Raw genomic sequence first — 17,205 nt, 5'->3', positions numbered from 1 at the left:
CCATCATGGCTGCTACCTCCGCGCGGGCGCTCAAACTGCTGTCGATCTTCGGGGTCGGCGCGACCCTGACCGCCGGGGAACTCGCCTCCCGGCTCGGAACGTCGGTGCGGACCGTGCGCCGCGACATCGACACCCTCAGGGACCTCGGGTACGAGATCGAAGCCGTCCGCGGCGCGGGTGGCGGATACCGGCTCGGCCGCGCCACCCGGTTGCCGCCGGTCGTCTTCGACGAGGACCAGGCCGTCGCCACGGCCGTCGCGCTCCAGACCGTGCCGGCGGTCCTGTCCGGCATCCGTGAGAACGCGGCCCGTTCCCTGGCCACGCTGCACCAGGCGATGCCCGCGCGCAGCCGCCTGCTCGCCGAGGCGTTCACCGTCTCCTCGGCCCGCAACTACTGGGAGTTCCCCGCGCCGCCGATCGACGCCGAGGTCGTCCGCGCCGTGGGCAGCGCGATCAGCCGCCGGCACCTCGTTCGCGTGGACTACACCGGCGACGGCGAACCCGTCACGCTCACGCTGGAGCCGCACGACCTCGTGGTCTGGGCCGCACGCTGGTACCTGGTGGCCTTCGACCCGGACGCGGGCCGGTGGCGCGCGATGCGCGTGGACCGCGTCAGACCGCACCCGCCCACGCACACCCCGTTCGACCGGCGCGACCTTCCACACGGCGATCCCGTGGCCTTCGTCATGACCGCGCACGACCGCGGAGACGCCGCCGCCGAGTGGCCGTGCCGCGGCTCGGCCGTCCTCGCCCTGCCCGCCTCCACCGTCGCCCGGTTCGCGCCCGGCGGTTCGACGGTCGAGTACGACACCGAGACCACGTGCCGGCTCACCCTCGGCGCCTGGTCGTGGCCAGGCTTGGCGGGCCTGCTCCTGACCTTCGACGCCGACCTCACCGGCATCGAACCGGCCGAGCTCAGGCAGGCCCTGCACTCCCTGCGCGCCCGCATCAGCAGGGGACTCGAACCCGTGACAGCCTCTCCAGCGACAGGCCGAGGCTGATCGCCGCCCCGGCGGCCATCGACAGCCACACCCCCGTGACGCCCAGCCACGCGCTCAGCCCGTACGCGAGGGGCAGTTGCACGGCGAACCCCGCCAGCGTGGCGGCGAGCAACCGGCTGCCCCGCCCGCTCGCCTGCAGCACCCCGCCCACGGCGATCAGCCCGCCGAACGGCACCAGGTAGAGCGTCATCCACCGCAGGAACGCCACGGCCGGAGCGGGATCGCCGGTGAAGAGCCCGGCGGCCGGCGCGGCGAGCACGTTCAGCACGACCGCGACCACAGCACCGGAGCCGAGCCCGAGCAGCAGCGGCGACCTGACGGCCTCGCCCCGGGCGGTGCGGATCATCGCCGCCTGCCGCAGCGCGTAGAACACCATCACGCCGGCCAGCATGATCTTCTGCCCGATCCCGTATCCGGCCACCGCCGCCGTGCCGAACCCGGCGACGATCTCCACCAGGGCCATCCCCACGAGCGCACGTGCCAGGAAATCTCCGGACATGGGCAGCCCGGTACGAACGACCTCCCACCCACGTGCCCGGCCGCCGTCCGCGTCGCGCGGGCGCAGCACCGACCTGAGCGCGACCGCCAGCGTGATTCCCCTGGCCGCCACCGTGGCCACCGCCGCCCCCCGCACCCCCATCCCGAGCCCGTAGATGAACACCGGATCCAGCACCACCACGAGCACGTTGCAGATGATCGCGTGCCGCATGGGCCGCCGGGTGTCCCCCCGCCCCTTCAGCACCCCGTCCACCACCGTCTGAGCGAAGTACACCGGCAACCCGCCCAGCGAAACCAGCAGGAACCCGGCCGTCAGCTCGGGAGAGCCGCCGAACAGCGCCGCCAGCGGCTCCCGCAGCAGCACCCCCGGCACCGCGACCGCCGCCGAGAAGACCGCCCACAGCACCCATCCCGTCCTGATCACCGGCCCCAGCGGCGCCCGACCGTCCCGCCGCCCGACCAGCACCGTCACCCCCGTCGGCACGGCCAGGAACAGCCCGTAGGCCAGGTACTCGACCGTCGTGCCCACGGTGACGGCCGCGATCGCCGCCTCGCCCAGCCCCGCCACCCAGAGCAGGTCGATCACGCCGACCGCGACGACGGCGGTGAGCAACTCCACGTAGATGGGCAGCGCCAACCTGAACATCAAGACGTACCTCGTTTCGATATATATCGTTTAGAGGTATAGCGTTACGATGCACCATATGGCAAGCGGCGGCGACCTCGCTCTCACGATCCTGGGCTTCCTCAACGAGCAGCCCATGCACGGCTACGAGCTCAAGTCCCGCCTCGCCGCGCTGACCGGCCACCTGCGCCCGGTCAGCGACGGCGCGCTCTACCCGGCGATCACCAGGCTGGAGTCCAAGGGCCTGGTCGAGCGGCACGAGGAGGCCGGCGCGGCGGCGGCGCGCAGGCAGGTGCTGACGATCACCGAGGCGGGCCGGGAGGAGTTGCTGCGGCGGCTGCGCGAGCCCGCCGACCTCGACATCAGCGACCAGACCAGGTTCTTCGCGCTGCTGACGTTCCTGTCGGCGCTGCCCGGCGCGGCCGACCAGGCGCGAGTGCTGAGCCGCAGGCTGGCCTTCCTGGAGGCGCCCGCCAGCTTCTTCTACGAGGGCGGCGCGCCGGTCAGGGCGCGCGACGAGCCCGACCCGTACCGCCGGGGCATGCTGCTGATCGCCCGCGCCTCCAGCCAGGCCGAGAAAGAGTGGCTCCGCCAGCGAATCGCGGAACTGAACGTGCCGCAATAGCTCATAACGTCGCAGGCATGACCTACTTGGTGACCGGAGCCACGGGCTCCGTAGGCAGGCACGTCGTCGCCCACCTCCTCGACGCGGGCCACCGCGTCCGTGCGCTCACGCGCGACCCGGCCAGGGCCCGGCTGCCCGAAGGGGCCGAGGTCGTCCAGGGTGATCTCAGTCGCGTCGAGACGCTCGTGCCCGCGCTGAAGGGCGTCGAGGGCGTGCACCTCATCGACGCCGCGGACTCCGGCTACACGCCGCTCCAGAACGGCGCGGAGATCGTCGAGGCGGTGCGCGCGGCGGGGGCGGGCAAGGTGACGCTGCTCAGCAGCTGGTCGCCCGGCACCCTGGAGGCCGCCGTGACCGGCAGCGACCTGGCCTGGACGTACGTGCAGCCGACCGAGTTCATGGCCAACGCGCTGGCGTGGGCCGAGCCCGTACGCACGAAGAACCTGATCGAGGAGCCGTTCGCGGCGACGAGGACGGCGATGGTGCACGAGGCCGACATCGGCGCCGTGATCGCCACCGCGCTCACCGAGGACGGCCACGCGGGACAGTCGTACGGCCTCACAGGGCCCGAGCTGCTCGACGTGCCGACCAAGGTGCGGATCCTGTCGGAGGCGATCGGCCGCGAGATCGCCTTCCGCGAGCTGACCGTGGACGAGATGCGCGAACGCTACCGCGCCCAGGGCGTGCCCGAGCAGATGATCGAGTTCCAGATCGAGGTGTTCGGCAACACTCCGGAGGGCGCCTACCAGGTCACGCCCACGGTCGCGCAGGTGACGGGGCGGCCACCGCGCACGTTCGCGCAGTGGGCCGCCGAGAACGCCAGGGCGTTCAGTCCAGGCCGCGGCGCTTGAGCAGCGGCTGGATGCTGGGCTCACGCCCCCTGAAGTTGCGGAACGCGGTGAGCGGGTCGAGGCTGCCGCCCCTGGACAGCAGCTCGCGGCGGAAGTGGTCGCCGTTCGCCCGGGTGAGGCCGCCGTTCTCCTTGAACCACTCCACGCTCTCCGCGTCGAGCACCTCGCTCCAGATGTAGGAGTAGTAGCCGGCGCTGTAGCCGCCGGAGAAGATGTGCGCGAAGTAGTTGGTCCGGTAACGCGGCCTGACCAGCGGGAACGCGATCCCGGCCGCCTCCAGTGCGGCCAGCTCGAACGCCTCGGGGTCGGCCACGGTCTCGCCGGCGGCCAGCTTGTGCCAGGCCCAGTCGAGCAGCGTGGCCGCGAGGTACTCGACGGTCTTGAAGCCCTGGTTGAACTTCTCGGCCGCCTGCAGCTTCTCCACCAGCTCCGACGGCATCGGCTCGCCCGTCTCGTGGTGCTTGGCGTAGTTGGCCAGCACCTCGGGCCAGGTCACCCACATCTCGTTGACCTGCGACGGGTACTCGACGAAGTCGCGGGGCACGCTGGTGCCCGAGACGCGCGGGAAGCGCACCTGGGAGAAGAGCCCGTGCAGCGCGTGCCCGAACTCGTGGAAGGCCGTGTTCACCTCGTCGTAGGTCAGCAGCGTCGGCCCGGAGGCCGGCTTGGTGACGTTGAGGTTGTTCATCACCACCGGCCGCTGCCCGAACAGGAACGACTGGTCGACCAGGTTGTTCATCCACGCGCCGCCGCGCTTGGTGGGCCTGGCGTACGGGTCGAGCACGAACAGCCCCAGCGGGCTCCCGTCCTCGTCGGACACCTCGAACACGGTCACGTCGGGGTGGTAGCCGCCCAGCTCGGGCCGCTCGGCGAAGGTGATCCCGTACAGCTTGGTGGCCGCGAAGAACACGCCGTCGCGGTAGACGCGGTTCAGCTCGAAGTACGGGCGCATCGCCGCGCCGTCGAACTCGTAGCGGGCCTGGCGCACCTTCTCGGAGTAGTACGACCAGTCCCACGGCTCGATCGCGAACCCGGCCTGCTCGGCCAGCGCCTCGGCCTCCTTGCCGGCGTTGCGCACCGCCGGCCCGACGAGCTGGCCGAGCATCTCCTCGACCGCCTCGACGGTCTTGGCCGTCTGGTCGGCCACCGTGTAGGCCGCGTGGCTGGGGAACCCGAGCAGCGCCGCCCGCTCGGCCCGCAGCGCCGCCATCGTGGCCGCGATCTCGAAGTTGCCGGGCGCCCTGCCGACGCTCAGCTCGTACAGGCGGCGGCGCACGTCACGGTCGGTGAGCTGAGCCAGGCCGGGCTGGCTGGTGAAGTTGAGCAGCGGCAGGACGTAGCCGCCGTCGTCCTTGCGCAGCGACTCGATCTTGGCCTCGTCGAACCCGTCGAGCTCCTTCGGGTCCGTCACCACCAGCGCCGACTCCGTGGACGCCTTGAGCAGGCTCTGCGCGAACCGCGTGGAGAGCTTCGACAGCTCCTCGTTGAGGGCGCGCAGGCGGTCCTGCTCGGGCTCGGACAGGTCGGCCCCGGCCCTGATGAAGTCGTCGCGGTACTTCTCCAGCAGCCAGGACTCCTCGGCGTCCGCGGTGCTGACCTGCTTGATCCTGGCCCACAGCGCCCGGTTCAGCCGGATCGCGTCGCTGTGGCGGGTGAGCTGCGGGGAGATCTCCTTCTCGATCTCCATGGTGCCGTCCGTGGTGTTGGACGCGGCGATGCTGAAGAAGACGGTGGCCGTGCGGTCGAGGATCCGCCCCGACCGTTCGAGCGCGGCGATCGTGTTCTCGAACGTCGGGGTCTCGGTGCTGCTCGCGATCGCCTCGACCTCGGCGAGCTGCTCCGCCATGCCGCGCTCGAACGCCGGCAGGTAGTGCTCCTCACGGATGTCCGCGAAGGGCGGCAGCTCGTACGGCAGGTCGCTTGGGGCGAAGAACGGATTCTCGGCCAACGCTCGGGCTCCTCCACGTGGTGTTTTGTCCCCTTCAGCTTGGCACGATCGGGCTCGTGGTGTGGGCCGTGGAGGACGGGTCGGCCAATCGTTTTGGTCTTAGCCCCGGAGCTGGGCTATTCTTTCGGACGTCGCCAAAGCGCTCCGCGAGGAGATCGCAGCGGTGGGGTATGGTGTAATTGGCAGCACGACTGATTCTGGTTCAGTTAGTCTAGGTTCGAGTCCTGGTACCCCAGCCATTCTCAACGGATGTCTCTTCGGAGATGTCCGTTTTTTCATTTCGCCAGCCCGTCGAGGATTTTCGTGATCTGCCGATATGCCTCGCGGGTCGGCGCGTGCGGCGTCCGCACCGTGAAGACCTCGAACCTGTTGCCCGGCGTCGCCTCGTCCGCCTCCCTGATCATGCGGTCCTGCAAGGCGGGCGGGATCACCCGGTCGAGCGACTGCCGTACGTAGACGCGCGGCACCCGCCCCCAGGCGTCCCGGCGGCCACGGGCGTCGGCGCTCGACACCGCCAGGCTCTCGTCCGGCAGCGACGCGTTGAGCAGCGCCAGGAACTCGCCCTCCGTTCCCTCGGCCATGAACGCCGCCTTCGCCGCGTCCAGGAACTTCGCGTCGTTCGTGCGCCAGTTCACCCTGATCGCCTTCAGCACCCGGGGATCGCCGATCACGCCCGGCAGGATGCTCGCCGCCAGGCTCGTCCTGCCCTCCGGCGTCTCCAGGTACTCGGCCGGTGAGCGCAGCTTCGTGCAGCAGTAGGCGCCGACGTAGACCAGGCGGTCGATCAGGTCGGGCACCTCGTCGGCCGCCTTCGTGATCGTCGAGCCGCCCAGGCTGCCGCCCACGAGGATCACCGGGCCGTACCGGGAGACGCGGCGGACGGCGTCCACCGTCGCCTCGACGTAGTCGTCCAGCGTCACTCCGGCCATGGGGGAGGGGAGGGTGGCCAGCTTCGCCAGGTCCTGCGGGGCCTGGTAAGCGCGGTGGAGCTGGTCCTCGGGGCCGTGCCCCGGCAGGCCCACGCCGACGGTGCGGTGGCCGCGCAGGGTCAGCTCGGCGTCGCCGGTGGCCGTCCCGTTCGAGCCGGTCACGAAGACGAACGTGGTCACCTCCTTGCGCTTGGCGGCCGACGTCGTGGCGGCTCCCGCGCCGGCCGCGGCGGCGAGCTGGAAGGCGGTTCTGCGAGTGAGTGCGTTCATGGCTTCGATGCTCGCCTCTGCGGGGCGCCGGCCACATCGACCGTCGGGGCGGAGAAGCGGTTGACGGCGGCCATCCACCGATCGGTTGACGGCGTGCCAGGCTTGGGGGCATGAGCTGGGTCGACGGGCGTGAGAGGTGGGTTTACGCGGGGGTGGCGTACGGGCTGCTCGCGATCTCGGTGATCATGGCGGCGGCCCAGGACGCGGGCGCCTGGCCGGGCACCATCCTGCTCGGCGGCGCGGGCGGTGGTGTGGCGGGTGCCGTCCCCCTGTGGGCGGGGGTGCCGTGGCCGCCGGTGGCCCTGGTCGCGGCCGTGTGGCTCGCCTTCATCCCCTGGCTGCACCCCCGCCGCGACACCCGCAGAGCGCTCGTCGTCACCCACTACCTCGTCCTCCTGGCCCTGGCGGCCGCCCTGGCCACCAGGAGCCAGGCCTTCGTGGTGTTCGCCTCGACCGGCTACCCCCTGGCCATCGCGATGCTCCCCGGCCGCCTCGTCATGGCGGGCGTCACGCTCACCGCCCTGATCAACGTCACCACCCAGGCGGGCCCCGAGGCAGGCCCGACCCTGCTCACCGTGATCGCCGGCGTGGCCGTGCCGCTGATCCTGGCCGGCTGGTACGTCTCCGCCGAGCACGACAGACGCCGCCGCCTGGTCGATCGCCTGCGCGCCGCCATGGACGAGAACGCCGACCTCAACGCCAGGCTCCTCGACCAGGCCAGACGGGCGGGCGTGCTGGACGAGCGGCACCGGGTGGCGGGCGAGATCCACGACACGCTCGCGCAGGACCTCGTCGCCCTGATCGGCCAGCTCACCGCCGCCGACCGCGCGACCGGGGAGGAGTCCCGCCGCCGCCACCTCGGCAGGGCGGCCGAGCTGGCCCGCCGCGGCCTGTCCGAGACCCGCAGGTCCGTACGTGCGCTGCGGCCCGAGCCGCTGGAGGACGCGGAGCTGCCGGACGCGATCGGCCACATGGCCAGGTCGTGGGCGGAGGCGGCGGGCGTGGACCTGCGGTTCGAGGTCACCGGAACGCCGGTCGCGCTGGCCGCCGACGTGGAGGCGGCGCTGTTCCGGGTGGCGCAGGAGGCGCTGGCGAACGTGGCGAAGCACGCCGATGCCACCAGGACGGGCCTCACCCTGTCGTACACGGACGAAACCATCCTTCTCGACGTCCGAGACGACGGGGCGGGCTTCGACCCGCAGCGGCCCTCTGACGGCTTCGGGCTGGACGGCATGCGGCAACGGGTTCGCGGCGTGGGCGGCACCCTGGAGGTCGAGTCGGAGCCCGGCAGGGGGACGGCCGTCGCCGCCGCCGTCCCGGCCATCCCAGGACGTTGAGGTGCCGCCGTCCCGGCCGTCCCCGGACGATGAGAGGCTGACGATGAGAGGCTGGAGCGATGCCACTGCGGTTGCTGATCGCCGATGACCATCCGATCGTGCGCGACGGCCTGCGGGCGGCGCTCGGCGGCGAGCCCGACCTGGAGATCGTCGGCGAGGCGGCCGACGGCGAGGAGGCCGTGCGGCTGGCGGGCCGGCTCGCCCCGGACATCGTCCTCATGGACCTGCGGATGCCCGGCCTCGACGGGGTCAGCGCCATCCGGCTGCTCAGCGGCACGGGGCCGCGGGTGCTGGTGCTGACCACGTTCGACACCGACGTCCTGCCGGCGCTGGAGGCGGGAGCCAGCGGCTACCTGCTCAAGGACGCCCCGCCGGAGGAGCTCGTCCGGGCCGTGCGCGCCACCCACCGCGGCGAGACCGTGCTCGCCCCGGCCGTGGCAGGGCGGCTGGCCGAGCACCTGCGCAGGCCGGCCAGGGGGCGGCTGAGCAAGCGGGAGCTGGAGGTGCTGCGGCTGGTGGCCGGCGGGGCGACGAACAAGGAGGCGGCGGCCGGCCTGTTCATCAGCGAGGCCAGCGTGAAGACGCACCTGCTGCACATCTACGCCAAGCTCGACGTGCGCGACCGCGCGTCCGCCGTCGCCGAGGCCTACCGCAGGGGGCTGCTGGGCTGATCTGGTGGGCGGATAAGCGGTTTGGTGTGGTCTTGCGGGTGCGGTAGAGTTACCTGCGTTGCCGGGGAGACCCGGCAGAGCAGCTTGTGGGCAGGGTCCCGTCGTCTAGTGGCCCAGGACGCCGCCCTCTCAAGGCGGTAGCGCCGGTTCGAATCCGGTCGGGACTACCACTGCCACAAGCCCGCGAAGGTCCCGTCGTCTAGTGGCCCAGGACGCCGCCCTCTCAAGGCGGTAGCGCCGGTTCGAATCCGGTCGGGACTACGCCTTCTTCTTCAGAAGAAGGCGTTTTTGTTTTTACGGCAAGCGGTGGGCGACCCCACCCGCCGTTCATGGCTGATCCCCGTCCAGGGGAACGCTCCTCCGGTTCACAAGCTGACCGCCGTTACGTGCGCATTCTTGGCCGGGTAAGCGAAACATGCCGGCCGCCCTCCTGATGCCTCTCGCAAGCGAACGCGCCCCCGCCGTCGTACGGCGGGGGCGCGTCCGTGTGGCGTCAGACCGAGCGGGCCTTGAACAGGGCGCGGCGGGCCGCCTTGGCGACCTGCTTGTCCGGGTGCACCTGGGAGATGAGGTCCAGCAGCTCCTCCACGTGGGCGTGCGGGATCTTCCAGATCACCTCCAGCAGCTCGTTGACCATCTCGGGGCCGATGTCCCGCAGGCTGCTCACGAACTCCGACCGGCCCAGGCCGGCCGAGATCGTCCACATGTCGAGGATGAGCCAGTGCGTGTCGTCCTGCGTGGGCTCGGGCGCGCCCTCCACTTCGAGCTGGCTCAGGTGGGTGGCCGCGTAGGGGCGCAGCGAGGGCTGCTTGAGCGCCTCCTGCCAGGCGGGGACGGCGGCCTCGCCCAGGGTGCCGACGACGCTGGCCGCCTGCACCCTGATCAGCGCGTCGCTGTCGTCCTCCGCCGCGGCCTCCAGCAGCTCCTCGGCGGCCTTGGCGGGCTCCCTGAGGCGCATCCAGGCGGCGAACTCGGCGTCGGCCTCCTCCTCCGGCAGCTCGGCGCTCAGCGCGAGCAGCTCGTGGGCGCTCATGGACTCGATGGCGGGCCGCGCGTCGACCTCGATGTCGGCGTCGTCGATGAGGTGGACGACGCCCTCGGTGCCGAGCGGGGTGAGGCGCACGGTGTCGCCGTCGAGCTCGACCATGCCGTAGCCGGTCAGCCAGTCGATCGCGGGGGCGAGCGGGTCGCCCGCCGCCTCCCACGCGTCGGAGCCCAGCTCGTCGAGGTCGGCGGCGGCCTCCGACAGCTCCCGCGCCAGGTCGGCGCGCTCGCGGGAGCCGCCCGCCAGCAGCAGCCGGACGAGCATCCCCCTGGTCAGGCCCGCCAGGGCCATGGTGAGGTCGTCGTCCTCCAGCTCGGGGTCGCCGTAGTCGACGGAGTGGAGCCCGAGCATCCAGGCGTCGAGCACGTCCTCGTCCTCGTCGAACGGCCACTCGGCCGTGTCGTCCTGGACGGCCACCGTGCCCGCCTCGCCCGGCTCCAGGAACTCCAGGTCCACGGCGAGGTTCCAGATGTTCCAGAGCTGGGGGACCGCCTCGGCGACGGGGCCGTCGGTCTCCGGCCTGGGCAGGCCGACGGCGGCCAGCGCCTCTTCGACCTCGGCGTCGGTGAGGAGTGTCTCCTCGCCCACCTTGCGGCCTGAGCCCACCCAGACGGCCAGATCGCGGGCCTTGGCGACCAGCGGCGCCTGCCGGGCCGCCTCCGCCAGCTCGGTGTCGGGCCGCAGCCTGATCGTGTCGAGCTCGGCCAGCTCGTCGGCGAACGGCTCGAAGTCGCCCAGGTCGCCTGTCTCGCCCTCCTCGTCGTCGCCTTCACTGTCGTCGAGCAGCTCCTCCATGAGGTCGACGAACTCGTCCTCGACGTCGTCCAGCTCGGCCTGCAGATCGGCGAGGCTGTCGGAGCCCTTGGCGAGCCGGCCGGTCTGGGAGAGGAACGTCAGGTACGCGTCGACGGCGGGAAGCATCCCGTCGGCGGCTGCGTCGGGATCCTCCACGACCTTGGGCATGCGGTCGAGCAGCAGGTTACGCAGGTCGGCGCGCTTCCACGTGCCGAGGTCCTGCGAGAAGGCGAGACGGTGCCACAGAGCGGCGGGCCCCACGAGCTCGGGGTCGCTCCCGGGGGCGTTCGCACGCGCCCACATGATGAACTCTTCGAGCAGGGGTCGCAGCTCAGTGGCGGCTACCTCGATGCGATCTGTCACGCACTCAGGCTAGTGCGCCGGGGAGGCAGTCGGCTCCCCAAATACATCCTTTTCCCGATCATGACGTGCGGCGCATCGCCTCCGTGATGCGTTCCGCGGCCGCCATGACGGGCACCGCGTGGAGCCTTCCAGGCGCCCGCGTGAGTCGTTCGATCGGCCCGGAGACGGACACGGCCGCGATCACCTTGCCGCCGCTGCCCCTTATCGGCGCTGAGACGCTCGCCACACCCTGCTCCCGCTCACCCACGCTGTGGGCCCAGCCCCTGCGGCGGACGGAGGCGAGCGTGGCGGCGGTGAACTTGGCGCCGCGCAACCCGCGGTGCAGCCGGTCGGGCTCCTCCCAGGCCAGCAGTATCTGCGCCGCGGAACCCGCCGTCATGGGCAGCGCCGAACCCACGGGGACGGTGTCGCGCAGGCCGCTGGCACGTTCGGCCGCGGCCACGCAGACCCGTTCATCGCCCTGGCGGCGGTAGAGTTGCGCGCTCTCCCCGGTCAGGTCCCTGAGCTGCATCAACACGGGGGCGGCCACCGCCAGCAGCCGGTCCTCGCCGGCCGCCGTGGACAACTCGGAGAGCCGCGGGCCGAGCACGAACCGGCCCTGCGTGTCACGGCTCACGATGCGGTGGTGCTCCAGAGCGACGGCCAGCCGGTGGGCAGTGGGGCGGGCCAGGCCGGTGGCCTGGACGAGCTGCGCCAGTGAAGCGGGGCCCGCTTCCAGGGCATTGAGTACAAGAACTGCCTTGTCGAGTACTCCGACTCCGCTAGAGTTGTCCATACACCGATACTGCAGTCTCGACATATGAGAAAGCAAGTCGGAGGATTCTCAAGGAGGAGATCATGGGCCGCACACTGGCCGAGAAGGTCTGGGAGCAACACGTAGTCCGTCGCGCGGAGGGCGAACCGGACCTGCTCTATATCGACCTGCACCTCATCCACGAGGTGACCAGCCCGCAGGCGTTCGACGGGCTCCGTCTCGCCGGCCGGAAGGTGCGGCGGCCCGATCTCACCATCGCCACCGAGGACCACAACGTCCCGACCGTGCTCGGCCCGATCGCCGACCCGGTGTCGAAGACGCAGGTCGAGACGCTGCGCAAGAACGCCGCCGAGTTCGGCATCCGCCTGCATCCGATGGGCGACGCCGGCCAGGGCGTGGTGCACATCATCGGCCCGCAGTTCGGCCTGACCCAGCCCGGCATGACGATCGTGTGCGGCGACTCCCACACCTCCACGCACGGCGCGTTCGGCGGCATCGCGTTCGGCATCGGCACCTCCGAGGTCGAGCACGTGCTGGCCACCCAGACGCTGCCCGCCTACCGGCCCAAGACGATGGCCATCGAGGTCTCCGGCGAGCTGCCGGTCGGCGTCACGGCCAAGGACCTGATCCTGGCCATCATCGCCAAGATCGGCACCGGCGGCGGCCAGGGCTACATCGTCGAGTACCGCGGCGAGGCCGTGCGCAAGCTCTCCATGGAGGGCCGCATGACCGTCTGCAACATGTCGATCGAGGCGGGCGCCCGCGCCGGCATGATCGCGCCGGACGAGACCACGTTCGCCTACCTCAAGGGCCGCAAGCACGCCCCCGAGGGCGAGGCGTGGGACCAGGCGGTCGAGTACTGGAAGTCGCTGCGCACCGACGACGACGCCGTGTTCGACAAGGTCGTGGAGATCGACGCCTCGACGCTGACCCCGTTCGTCACGTGGGGCACCAACCCGGGCCAGGGCCTGCCGCTGGGCGACTCCGTCCCCAGCCCCGAGTCCTTCGACGACCCGGTCGCGCGCTCGGCCGCCGAGCGGGCGCTGGAGTACATGGGACTGACCGCCGGCACGCCGCTGCGCGAGATCGAGGTCGACACGGTGTTCGTCGGCTCGTGCACCAACGGCCGCATCGAGGACCTCCGCTCCGCCGCCGAGATCCTGCGCGGCCGTCAGGTCACCACGCGCACGCTCATCGTGCCCGGCTCGATGATGGTCAAGAAACAGGCCGAGGAGGAGGGCCTGGACGAGGTGTTCAAGGCCGCCGGCGCCGAGTGGCGCGAGGCCGGCTGCTCGATGTGCCTGGGCATGAACCCCGACACGCTCAAGCCAGGCGAGCGCAGCGCCTCCACCTCCAACCGCAACTTCGAGGGCCGCCAGGGCAAGGGGGGGCGCACCCACCTGGTGTCGCCGCAGGTCGCCGCCGCGACCGCCGTCACCGGCCGCCTGACCGCGCCCGCCGACCTGTAAGGGAGACCACGTTCCATGGAAGCCTTCACCACCCACACCGGTACGGCGGTGCCGCTGCGCCGCAGCAACGTCGACACCGACCAGATCATCCCGGCCGTCTGGCTCAAGCAGGTCAGCCGCACCGGGTTCGAGAGGGGCCTGTTCGCCGCCTGGCGCGAGGACCCCACGTTCGTCCTCAACGACCCCTCCTACGAGGGCGGCTCCATCCTGGTCTCAGGCCCCGACTTCGGCACCGGCTCCTCCCGCGAGCACGCCGTGTGGGCGCTGCAGCAGTACGGGTTCCGCGTCGTGATCGCCGCCCGCTTCGGCGACATCTTCCGCAACAACTCCACCAAGATGGGCCTGCTGCCGGTCATCCTGCCCGGCGACGAGGTCGAGGCGCTGCAGGCCGCCGTCGAGGCCGACCCCAAGCTCGAAGTCACCGTTGACCTGGTCGAACGCCAGGTCAGGTGGGCCGGCGAGGCCGTGCCGTTCGAGATCGACGACTACACCCGCTGGCGGCTGATGGAGGGGCTCGACGACATCGGGCTGACCCTGCGTCACGCCGAGGATGTGGCGGCGTACGAGAATGGTCGGCAGCCATGGCTGCCGACGACCGTCTAGAAGACGACGAACTGGCGCGGCGGTTGCGCGATGCGCACCGCCGCGTCCGCATGCTGCCCGCCGACGTCAAAGCGCGCAGTGCGCGCCGCTATCTCGCGATTTGCGACCTGGCGAAACGCGATCCGGACAGGGCGCTGGCCCGCCTCGACGCGTTTCTGGCGGCGCTCGACGAGGCTTTTCCGGGAACGCCCGACACGCCACGCGATGAAGAAAACACGCTGGGTGATTGAGTTCCCCCGCGATCCCGCCTACTTTCGAGCGCGTAAGGGGTTTCTACGTCGAAGTCGAGAGCTGGAACCCCGAGCCGTAACTGGGGGAGCAGGACTTTCATGAACAAGCGAGAACTCGTCGAGGCCATCGCGGATCGGGTGGGCGACAGGAAGACGGCCACGGAGTCCGTCAACGCGGTCATCGACGCCATCCAAAAGGCCGTGGCCAGCGGCGACAAGGTCTCGATCACGGGCTTCGGCGCGTTCGAGATGGTGCACAAGCCCGCTCGCACGGCACGTAATCCGTCGACCGGCGCGGAAATCAACGTCGCGGAGAGCTGGGCGCCGAAGTTCCGTCCCGGATCCGACTTCAAAGAGCTCGTGAACGAGGGCGGCAAGAAGAGCGGCAAGAGGAAGTAGATCGGCTTACCAGCACGCCCGGGCCACGGCCCGGGCGTGACGTTTTTCCCGGCCGCTCACACTTCGGGGACCGGGAACGTGGACAGCGTGACGTAGGCGATCTCGCCGCCGGACATCCCGAGGTTGACCCGCTGTCCCGTGCGCAGCAGCAGAAGAGGGCCCGCGTCGAACGCGGGGGCGCCGAACTCCAGCACGGTCCCGTCGTCGAGGAACACCGTGCCCGAGCGGGTGGTCTCGTCGAAACTCCGTACGGTCGCCTGCACGCGTCCAGCGTAATCGGTCGTCTTCTCGCGGACGAGCACCCGGGCTTCAGGAGTGCGCGGAGCCGGTGCCGGGCCACAGCTCGGCGACCACCGCCGCCGTGTGCCGCCCCAGCCCCAGCGCGACGGCCGCACGCAGGTCGTCCGGCGTGTCCACGTCGCGCCTGACCGAGTCGATCCCCGGCACGCACAGCTCCTTGGCCCCGCCGGCCAGATGCTTGGCCCTGGACTCCCCGCCGAACCGGGGCGCGAACGGCCGCCCGGGACGTACGCCGTAGAAGGTCGTCCCGACGTCCAGCGCGTCGGGTACGAACGACTGGTCGAACTCGGCCGCCGCCTCCAGCGCCACCGCCAGCTCGGCCGGTCGCAGCGCGGGCAGGTCGGCCTGGAGGGCGCCCACCGCGTCGTCCGGCGCGACGCGCACGGCGTGCGCGGCACCCGTGCGCAGCGCCGTGTTCAGCCCCCGGTCGGGGTCGGGCACCACGTCGGCGCCGAGCGCCGCGAGCGGCCCCGCGGCGGCGGGATCGGCGGTCACGACGATCACCCGCGCGACGGGCGGGCAGGACAGCGCCGCCGCCACGGTGTCGCTGGCCACGGCCACGGCCAGGCGGGTGCGGTGCGGGCCCGTCGCGGCCGCGAGCCGGGTCTTCGCCGCGACCAGCGTCTTCACTGGAATGACCAGGGACCAGCGGATGCTCATAGGCTTAAGCATCGCGCCTCGACATCCCGTGTGGCCAACCGGGAGACTTGGGCGCATCCCGTACGTGTTGGAGGAGAGCATGAGCCGCCCCACGCGACCATCGCGAGCCTGGGAGACCTTCGCCGTCGTCGTGGTCAAGCCGTTGTCGCGGCTCCTGGTCAAGCGCGACTGGCGCAAGGGTGACCGCATCCCGCGCACCGGCGGCGTGATCATCGCGGCCAACCACCTGTCGTGGACCGACCCCGTCCTGTTGTCGCATTTCCTCTACAACAACGGCCGCTGGCCGGTGATTCTCGCGAAGTCGGGATTGTTCAAGGTGCCGCTCCTGGGCCGGGCCGTGACCGCGCTGCTGGCCATCCCGGTCGAGCGGGGCAGCAGCGAGGCGGCCAGGTCGCTGCGCCTGTCCGCCGAGCGGCTCGGCGACGGGTGCGCGATCCTGTTCTACCCGGAGGGCACCTGCACCCGCGATCCCGACCTGTGGCCCATGGTGGGCAAGACGGGCGCGGCCCGGCTGGCGCTGGAGAGCGGCGCGCCGGTCATCCCGGTGGCTCACTGGGGCGCACAGGAGCTGCTGCCGTACGGTGAGAAGAGGCCCAGGCTGTTCCCGCGCAAGACGTTCCGCGTGAGCGTGGGGCCGCCGGTGGACCTGTCGAAGTACATGGGCAAGCCGGCGCACGCCGACGTGCTGCGCGACGCCACGGCCGACATCATGGCCGCGATCACCGCGCAGCTCGCCGAGCTGCGCGGCGAGCGGGCCCCGGCGACTCCCTACGACCCGGCCGGACGGTGATGGAATGACGAAGGTGGCCGTTTTCGGCGCGGGCTCGTGGGGCACCACGTTCGCGATGGTCCTGGCGGAGGCAGGCAGCCGGACGACGCTGTGGGGCCGCCGGCAGGAGGTGGCCGACGCGATCAACCGCGACCACGCCAACGCCGACTACCTGCCCGGCGTGACGCTGCCCGACGCCCTGCGGGCCACGACCGACCCGGCGGAAGCCCTGGACGGGGCCGACTTCGTGGTGCTCGCCGTGCCGTCCCAGACGTTGCGCGCCAACCTGACGGGCTGGCGCGAGCTGATCCCGCCGGACGCGGTGCTCGTCAGCCTGATGAAAGGCGTCGAGGTCGGCACCACCAAGCGGATGAGCGAGGTCATCCGCGAGGTGGCGGAGGTGCCGGAGGAGCGCGTGGCGGTCGTCTCCGGGCCGAACCTGGTGCCCGAGATCGCCGCGCGCCAGCCCGCCGCCACCGTCGTGGCGTGCACCGACCTGTCGGTGGCCGAACGGCTGCAGGCGATCTGCCACCTGCCGCCGTGGTTCCGCCCGTACACCAACCACGACGTGATCGGGGTCGAGCTGGGCGGCGCGGTGAAGAACGTGATCGCCCTGGCCGTCGGCGTCTCCGCCGGCATGGGCATGGGCGACAACGTCAGCGCCATGCTCATCACCAGGGGCCTGGCCGAGATCTCGCGCCTGGGCGCGGCGCTCGGGGCCGACGCGCACACGTTCGCCGGTCTGGCCGGGATGGGCGACCTCGTGGCGACGTGCACCTCACCGCTGTCGCGCAACCGCACGTTCGGCGAGAACCTGGGCAGGGGCATGACACTGGCCGAGGTCGTCGCCGCCACCAAGCAGACCGCGGAGGGCGTCAAGTCCTGCGAGTCCGTGCTGGAGCTGGCCAGGAAGCACGACGTCGAGATGCCGATCACCGAAGTGGTCGTCGGAGTGGTCCACGACGGCATGTCACCGTCGGAGGCAGGCATGCTCCTCATGTCCCGCTCACCCAAGCCGGAACGCTACGGGGTGTGAGAAAGACCTGAATACGGCGTGCTCGAC

18 protein-coding genes and 3 tRNA genes are annotated in these 17,205 nt (G+C 71.3%); 14 read left to right on the top strand and 7 right to left on the bottom strand.

Annotation, left to right across the window (positions count from 1 at the left end; genetic code table 11):
* The first annotated feature begins 5 nt into the window (after positions 1 to 5).
* Entirely contained in the window at positions 6 to 1,001 is a 996-nt protein-coding gene (locus FXF51_RS23785; protein WP_148436854.1) for a helix-turn-helix transcriptional regulator, read from the top strand.
* Here FXF51_RS23785 and FXF51_RS23780 read toward each other — a convergent pair.
* Positions 949 to 2,145: an MATE family efflux transporter gene (locus tag FXF51_RS23780; RefSeq protein WP_148437021.1), complete on the bottom strand. Its 1,197-nt coding sequence runs from the start codon at positions 2,143 to 2,145 to the stop codon at positions 949 to 951. The genes FXF51_RS23785 and FXF51_RS23780 overlap by 53 nt on opposite strands.
* 58 nt (positions 2,146 to 2,203) lie before the next feature.
* On the opposite strand from FXF51_RS23780, the gene FXF51_RS23775 reads away from it, so the two are divergent.
* Positions 2,204 to 2,749, top strand: a complete 546-nt coding sequence (locus tag FXF51_RS23775; protein ID WP_148436853.1) for a PadR family transcriptional regulator — start codon at positions 2,204 to 2,206, stop codon at positions 2,747 to 2,749.
* Positions 2,750 to 2,766: 17 nt separating this feature from the next.
* A complete protein-coding gene (locus FXF51_RS23770) occupies positions 2,767 to 3,600 on the top strand; it encodes an NmrA family NAD(P)-binding protein (RefSeq protein ID WP_148436852.1) in 834 nt (277 codons plus the stop codon).
* On the opposite strand, the gene FXF51_RS23765 is transcribed toward FXF51_RS23770, so the two are convergent.
* Entirely contained in the window at positions 3,578 to 5,548 is a 1,971-nt protein-coding gene (locus tag FXF51_RS23765) for a M3 family metallopeptidase (protein ID WP_148436851.1), read from the bottom strand. The two genes, FXF51_RS23770 and FXF51_RS23765, sit on opposite strands and share 23 nt — an antisense overlap.
* A gap of 164 nt (positions 5,549 to 5,712) precedes the next feature.
* On the opposite strand from FXF51_RS23765, the gene FXF51_RS23760 reads away from it, so the two are divergent.
* Positions 5,713 to 5,787 (top strand) — tRNA-Gln (locus tag FXF51_RS23760).
* 36 nt (positions 5,788 to 5,823) lie between these two features.
* On the opposite strand, the gene FXF51_RS23755 is transcribed toward FXF51_RS23760, so the two are convergent.
* Positions 5,824 to 6,747, bottom strand: coding sequence for an alpha/beta fold hydrolase (locus tag FXF51_RS23755; RefSeq protein ID WP_148436850.1), 924 nt, complete (start codon positions 6,745 to 6,747; stop codon positions 5,824 to 5,826).
* 110 nt (positions 6,748 to 6,857) lie between these two features.
* Between FXF51_RS23755 and FXF51_RS23750 the strand changes: the two genes are divergently transcribed.
* The 4 genes from FXF51_RS23750 (at position 6,858) to FXF51_RS23735 (ending at position 9,016) form a co-directional block, all read left to right on the top strand.
* Positions 6,858 to 8,084: a sensor histidine kinase gene (locus tag FXF51_RS23750; protein WP_148436849.1), complete on the top strand. Its 1,227-nt coding sequence runs from the start codon at positions 6,858 to 6,860 to the stop codon at positions 8,082 to 8,084.
* A gap of 59 nt (positions 8,085 to 8,143) precedes the next feature.
* Positions 8,144 to 8,755 (top strand): response regulator, encoded by a 612-nt coding sequence (locus FXF51_RS23745; RefSeq protein WP_148436847.1) that lies wholly within the window; start codon positions 8,144 to 8,146, stop codon positions 8,753 to 8,755.
* A gap of 94 nt (positions 8,756 to 8,849) precedes the next feature.
* A tRNA-Glu gene (locus tag FXF51_RS23740) sits at positions 8,850 to 8,925 on the top strand.
* 18 nt (positions 8,926 to 8,943) lie between these two features.
* Positions 8,944 to 9,016: transfer RNA gene (locus FXF51_RS23735), tRNA-Glu, on the top strand.
* Positions 9,017 to 9,248: 232 nt separating this feature from the next.
* Here FXF51_RS23735 and FXF51_RS23730 read toward each other — a convergent pair.
* Together FXF51_RS23730 and FXF51_RS23725 are read right to left on the bottom strand one after the other, a co-directional pair.
* Positions 9,249 to 10,958 (bottom strand): hypothetical protein, encoded by a 1,710-nt coding sequence (locus tag FXF51_RS23730; RefSeq protein WP_148436845.1) that lies wholly within the window; start codon positions 10,956 to 10,958, stop codon positions 9,249 to 9,251.
* A 58-nt stretch (positions 10,959 to 11,016) separates the two neighbouring features.
* The gene (locus FXF51_RS23725) at positions 11,017 to 11,733 is read right to left on the bottom strand and encodes an IclR family transcriptional regulator (RefSeq protein ID WP_043618626.1); all 717 of its coding nucleotides are present in this window, start codon (positions 11,731 to 11,733) and stop codon (positions 11,017 to 11,019) included.
* Positions 11,734 to 11,795: 62 nt separating this feature from the next.
* Here FXF51_RS23725 and leuC point away from each other — a divergent pair, with 62 nt between their 5' ends.
* The 4 genes from leuC to FXF51_RS23705 all read left to right on the top strand — a co-directional run bounded on the left by leuC (position 11,796) and on the right by FXF51_RS23705 (position 14,413).
* Positions 11,796 to 13,181, top strand: a complete 1,386-nt coding sequence (gene leuC / locus FXF51_RS23720) for a 3-isopropylmalate dehydratase large subunit (RefSeq protein ID WP_148436843.1) — start codon at positions 11,796 to 11,798, stop codon at positions 13,179 to 13,181.
* Between the two features lie 15 nt (positions 13,182 to 13,196).
* Positions 13,197 to 13,784, top strand: coding sequence for a 3-isopropylmalate dehydratase small subunit (leuD, locus tag FXF51_RS23715; RefSeq protein WP_148436841.1), 588 nt, complete (start codon positions 13,197 to 13,199; stop codon positions 13,782 to 13,784).
* On the top strand, positions 13,763 to 14,014 hold the full coding sequence (locus FXF51_RS23710) for a hypothetical protein (protein WP_187414539.1): 252 nt from the start codon (positions 13,763 to 13,765) through the stop codon (positions 14,012 to 14,014). The genes leuD and FXF51_RS23710 overlap by 22 nt, the downstream gene beginning before the upstream one ends.
* 99 nt (positions 14,015 to 14,113) lie before the next feature.
* Positions 14,114 to 14,413, top strand: a complete 300-nt coding sequence (locus FXF51_RS23705) for an HU family DNA-binding protein (RefSeq protein ID WP_148436839.1) — start codon at positions 14,114 to 14,116, stop codon at positions 14,411 to 14,413.
* Between the two features lie 56 nt (positions 14,414 to 14,469).
* Here FXF51_RS23705 and FXF51_RS23700 read toward each other — a convergent pair whose 3' ends face one another.
* On the bottom strand, positions 14,470 to 14,676 hold the full coding sequence (locus tag FXF51_RS23700; RefSeq protein ID WP_148436837.1) for a hypothetical protein: 207 nt from the start codon (positions 14,674 to 14,676) through the stop codon (positions 14,470 to 14,472).
* Between the two features lie 46 nt (positions 14,677 to 14,722).
* Positions 14,723 to 15,373 carry a 2-phospho-L-lactate guanylyltransferase gene (gene cofC, locus FXF51_RS23695; RefSeq protein ID WP_148436836.1) on the bottom strand — a complete coding sequence of 217 codons (651 nt, stop codon included), beginning with the start codon at positions 15,371 to 15,373 and terminating at the stop codon, positions 14,723 to 14,725.
* Positions 15,374 to 15,452: 79 nt separating this feature from the next.
* Here cofC and FXF51_RS23690 point away from each other — a divergent pair, with 79 nt between their 5' ends.
* Together FXF51_RS23690 and FXF51_RS23685 are read left to right on the top strand one after the other, a co-directional pair.
* Positions 15,453 to 16,163 (top strand): lysophospholipid acyltransferase family protein, encoded by a 711-nt coding sequence (locus FXF51_RS23690; protein WP_148436834.1) that lies wholly within the window; start codon positions 15,453 to 15,455, stop codon positions 16,161 to 16,163.
* Between the two features lie 4 nt (positions 16,164 to 16,167).
* The gene (locus FXF51_RS23685; RefSeq protein WP_148436832.1) at positions 16,168 to 17,178 is read left to right on the top strand and encodes an NAD(P)H-dependent glycerol-3-phosphate dehydrogenase; all 1,011 of its coding nucleotides are present in this window, start codon (positions 16,168 to 16,170) and stop codon (positions 17,176 to 17,178) included.
* Positions 17,179 to 17,205 lie beyond the last annotated feature (27 nt).

It is taken from the genome of Nonomuraea sp. PA05, assembly GCF_008086045.1.
In the GTDB taxonomy this organism is placed as follows: domain Bacteria; phylum Actinomycetota; class Actinomycetes; order Streptosporangiales; family Streptosporangiaceae; genus Nonomuraea; species Nonomuraea monospora.
This window is presented reverse-complemented; position numbering and strand designations above follow the sequence as displayed.

What these genes read in the sequence shown, in the direction of transcription:
- FXF51_RS23785 (WP_148436854.1), top strand. Translation starts at nt 6, where the DNA reads ATGGCTGCTACCTCCGCGCGGGCGCTCAAACTGCTGTCGATCTTCGGG.
- FXF51_RS23780 (WP_148437021.1), bottom strand. Translation starts at nt 2,145, where the DNA reads ATGTTCAGGTTGGCGCTGCCCATCTACGTGGAGTTGCTCACCGCCGTC.
- FXF51_RS23775 (WP_148436853.1), top strand. Translation starts at nt 2,204, where the DNA reads ATGGCAAGCGGCGGCGACCTCGCTCTCACGATCCTGGGCTTCCTCAAC.
- FXF51_RS23770 (WP_148436852.1), top strand. Translation starts at nt 2,767, where the DNA reads ATGACCTACTTGGTGACCGGAGCCACGGGCTCCGTAGGCAGGCACGTC.
- FXF51_RS23755 (WP_148436850.1), bottom strand. Translation starts at nt 6,747, where the DNA reads ATGAACGCACTCACTCGCAGAACCGCCTTCCAGCTCGCCGCCGCGGCC.
- FXF51_RS23750 (WP_148436849.1), top strand. Translation starts at nt 6,858, where the DNA reads ATGAGCTGGGTCGACGGGCGTGAGAGGTGGGTTTACGCGGGGGTGGCG.
- FXF51_RS23745 (WP_148436847.1), top strand. Translation starts at nt 8,144, where the DNA reads ATGCCACTGCGGTTGCTGATCGCCGATGACCATCCGATCGTGCGCGAC.
- FXF51_RS23725 (WP_043618626.1), bottom strand. Translation starts at nt 11,733, where the DNA reads ATGGACAACTCTAGCGGAGTCGGAGTACTCGACAAGGCAGTTCTTGTA.
- leuC (WP_148436843.1), top strand. Translation starts at nt 11,796, where the DNA reads ATGGGCCGCACACTGGCCGAGAAGGTCTGGGAGCAACACGTAGTCCGT.
- leuD (WP_148436841.1), top strand. Translation starts at nt 13,197, where the DNA reads ATGGAAGCCTTCACCACCCACACCGGTACGGCGGTGCCGCTGCGCCGC.
- FXF51_RS23710 (WP_187414539.1), top strand. Translation starts at nt 13,763, where the DNA reads ATGGCTGCCGACGACCGTCTAGAAGACGACGAACTGGCGCGGCGGTTG.
- FXF51_RS23705 (WP_148436839.1), top strand. Translation starts at nt 14,114, where the DNA reads ATGAACAAGCGAGAACTCGTCGAGGCCATCGCGGATCGGGTGGGCGAC.
- cofC (WP_148436836.1), bottom strand. Translation starts at nt 15,373, where the DNA reads ATGAGCATCCGCTGGTCCCTGGTCATTCCAGTGAAGACGCTGGTCGCG.
- FXF51_RS23690 (WP_148436834.1), top strand. Translation starts at nt 15,453, where the DNA reads ATGAGCCGCCCCACGCGACCATCGCGAGCCTGGGAGACCTTCGCCGTC.
- FXF51_RS23685 (WP_148436832.1), top strand. Translation starts at nt 16,168, where the DNA reads ATGACGAAGGTGGCCGTTTTCGGCGCGGGCTCGTGGGGCACCACGTTC.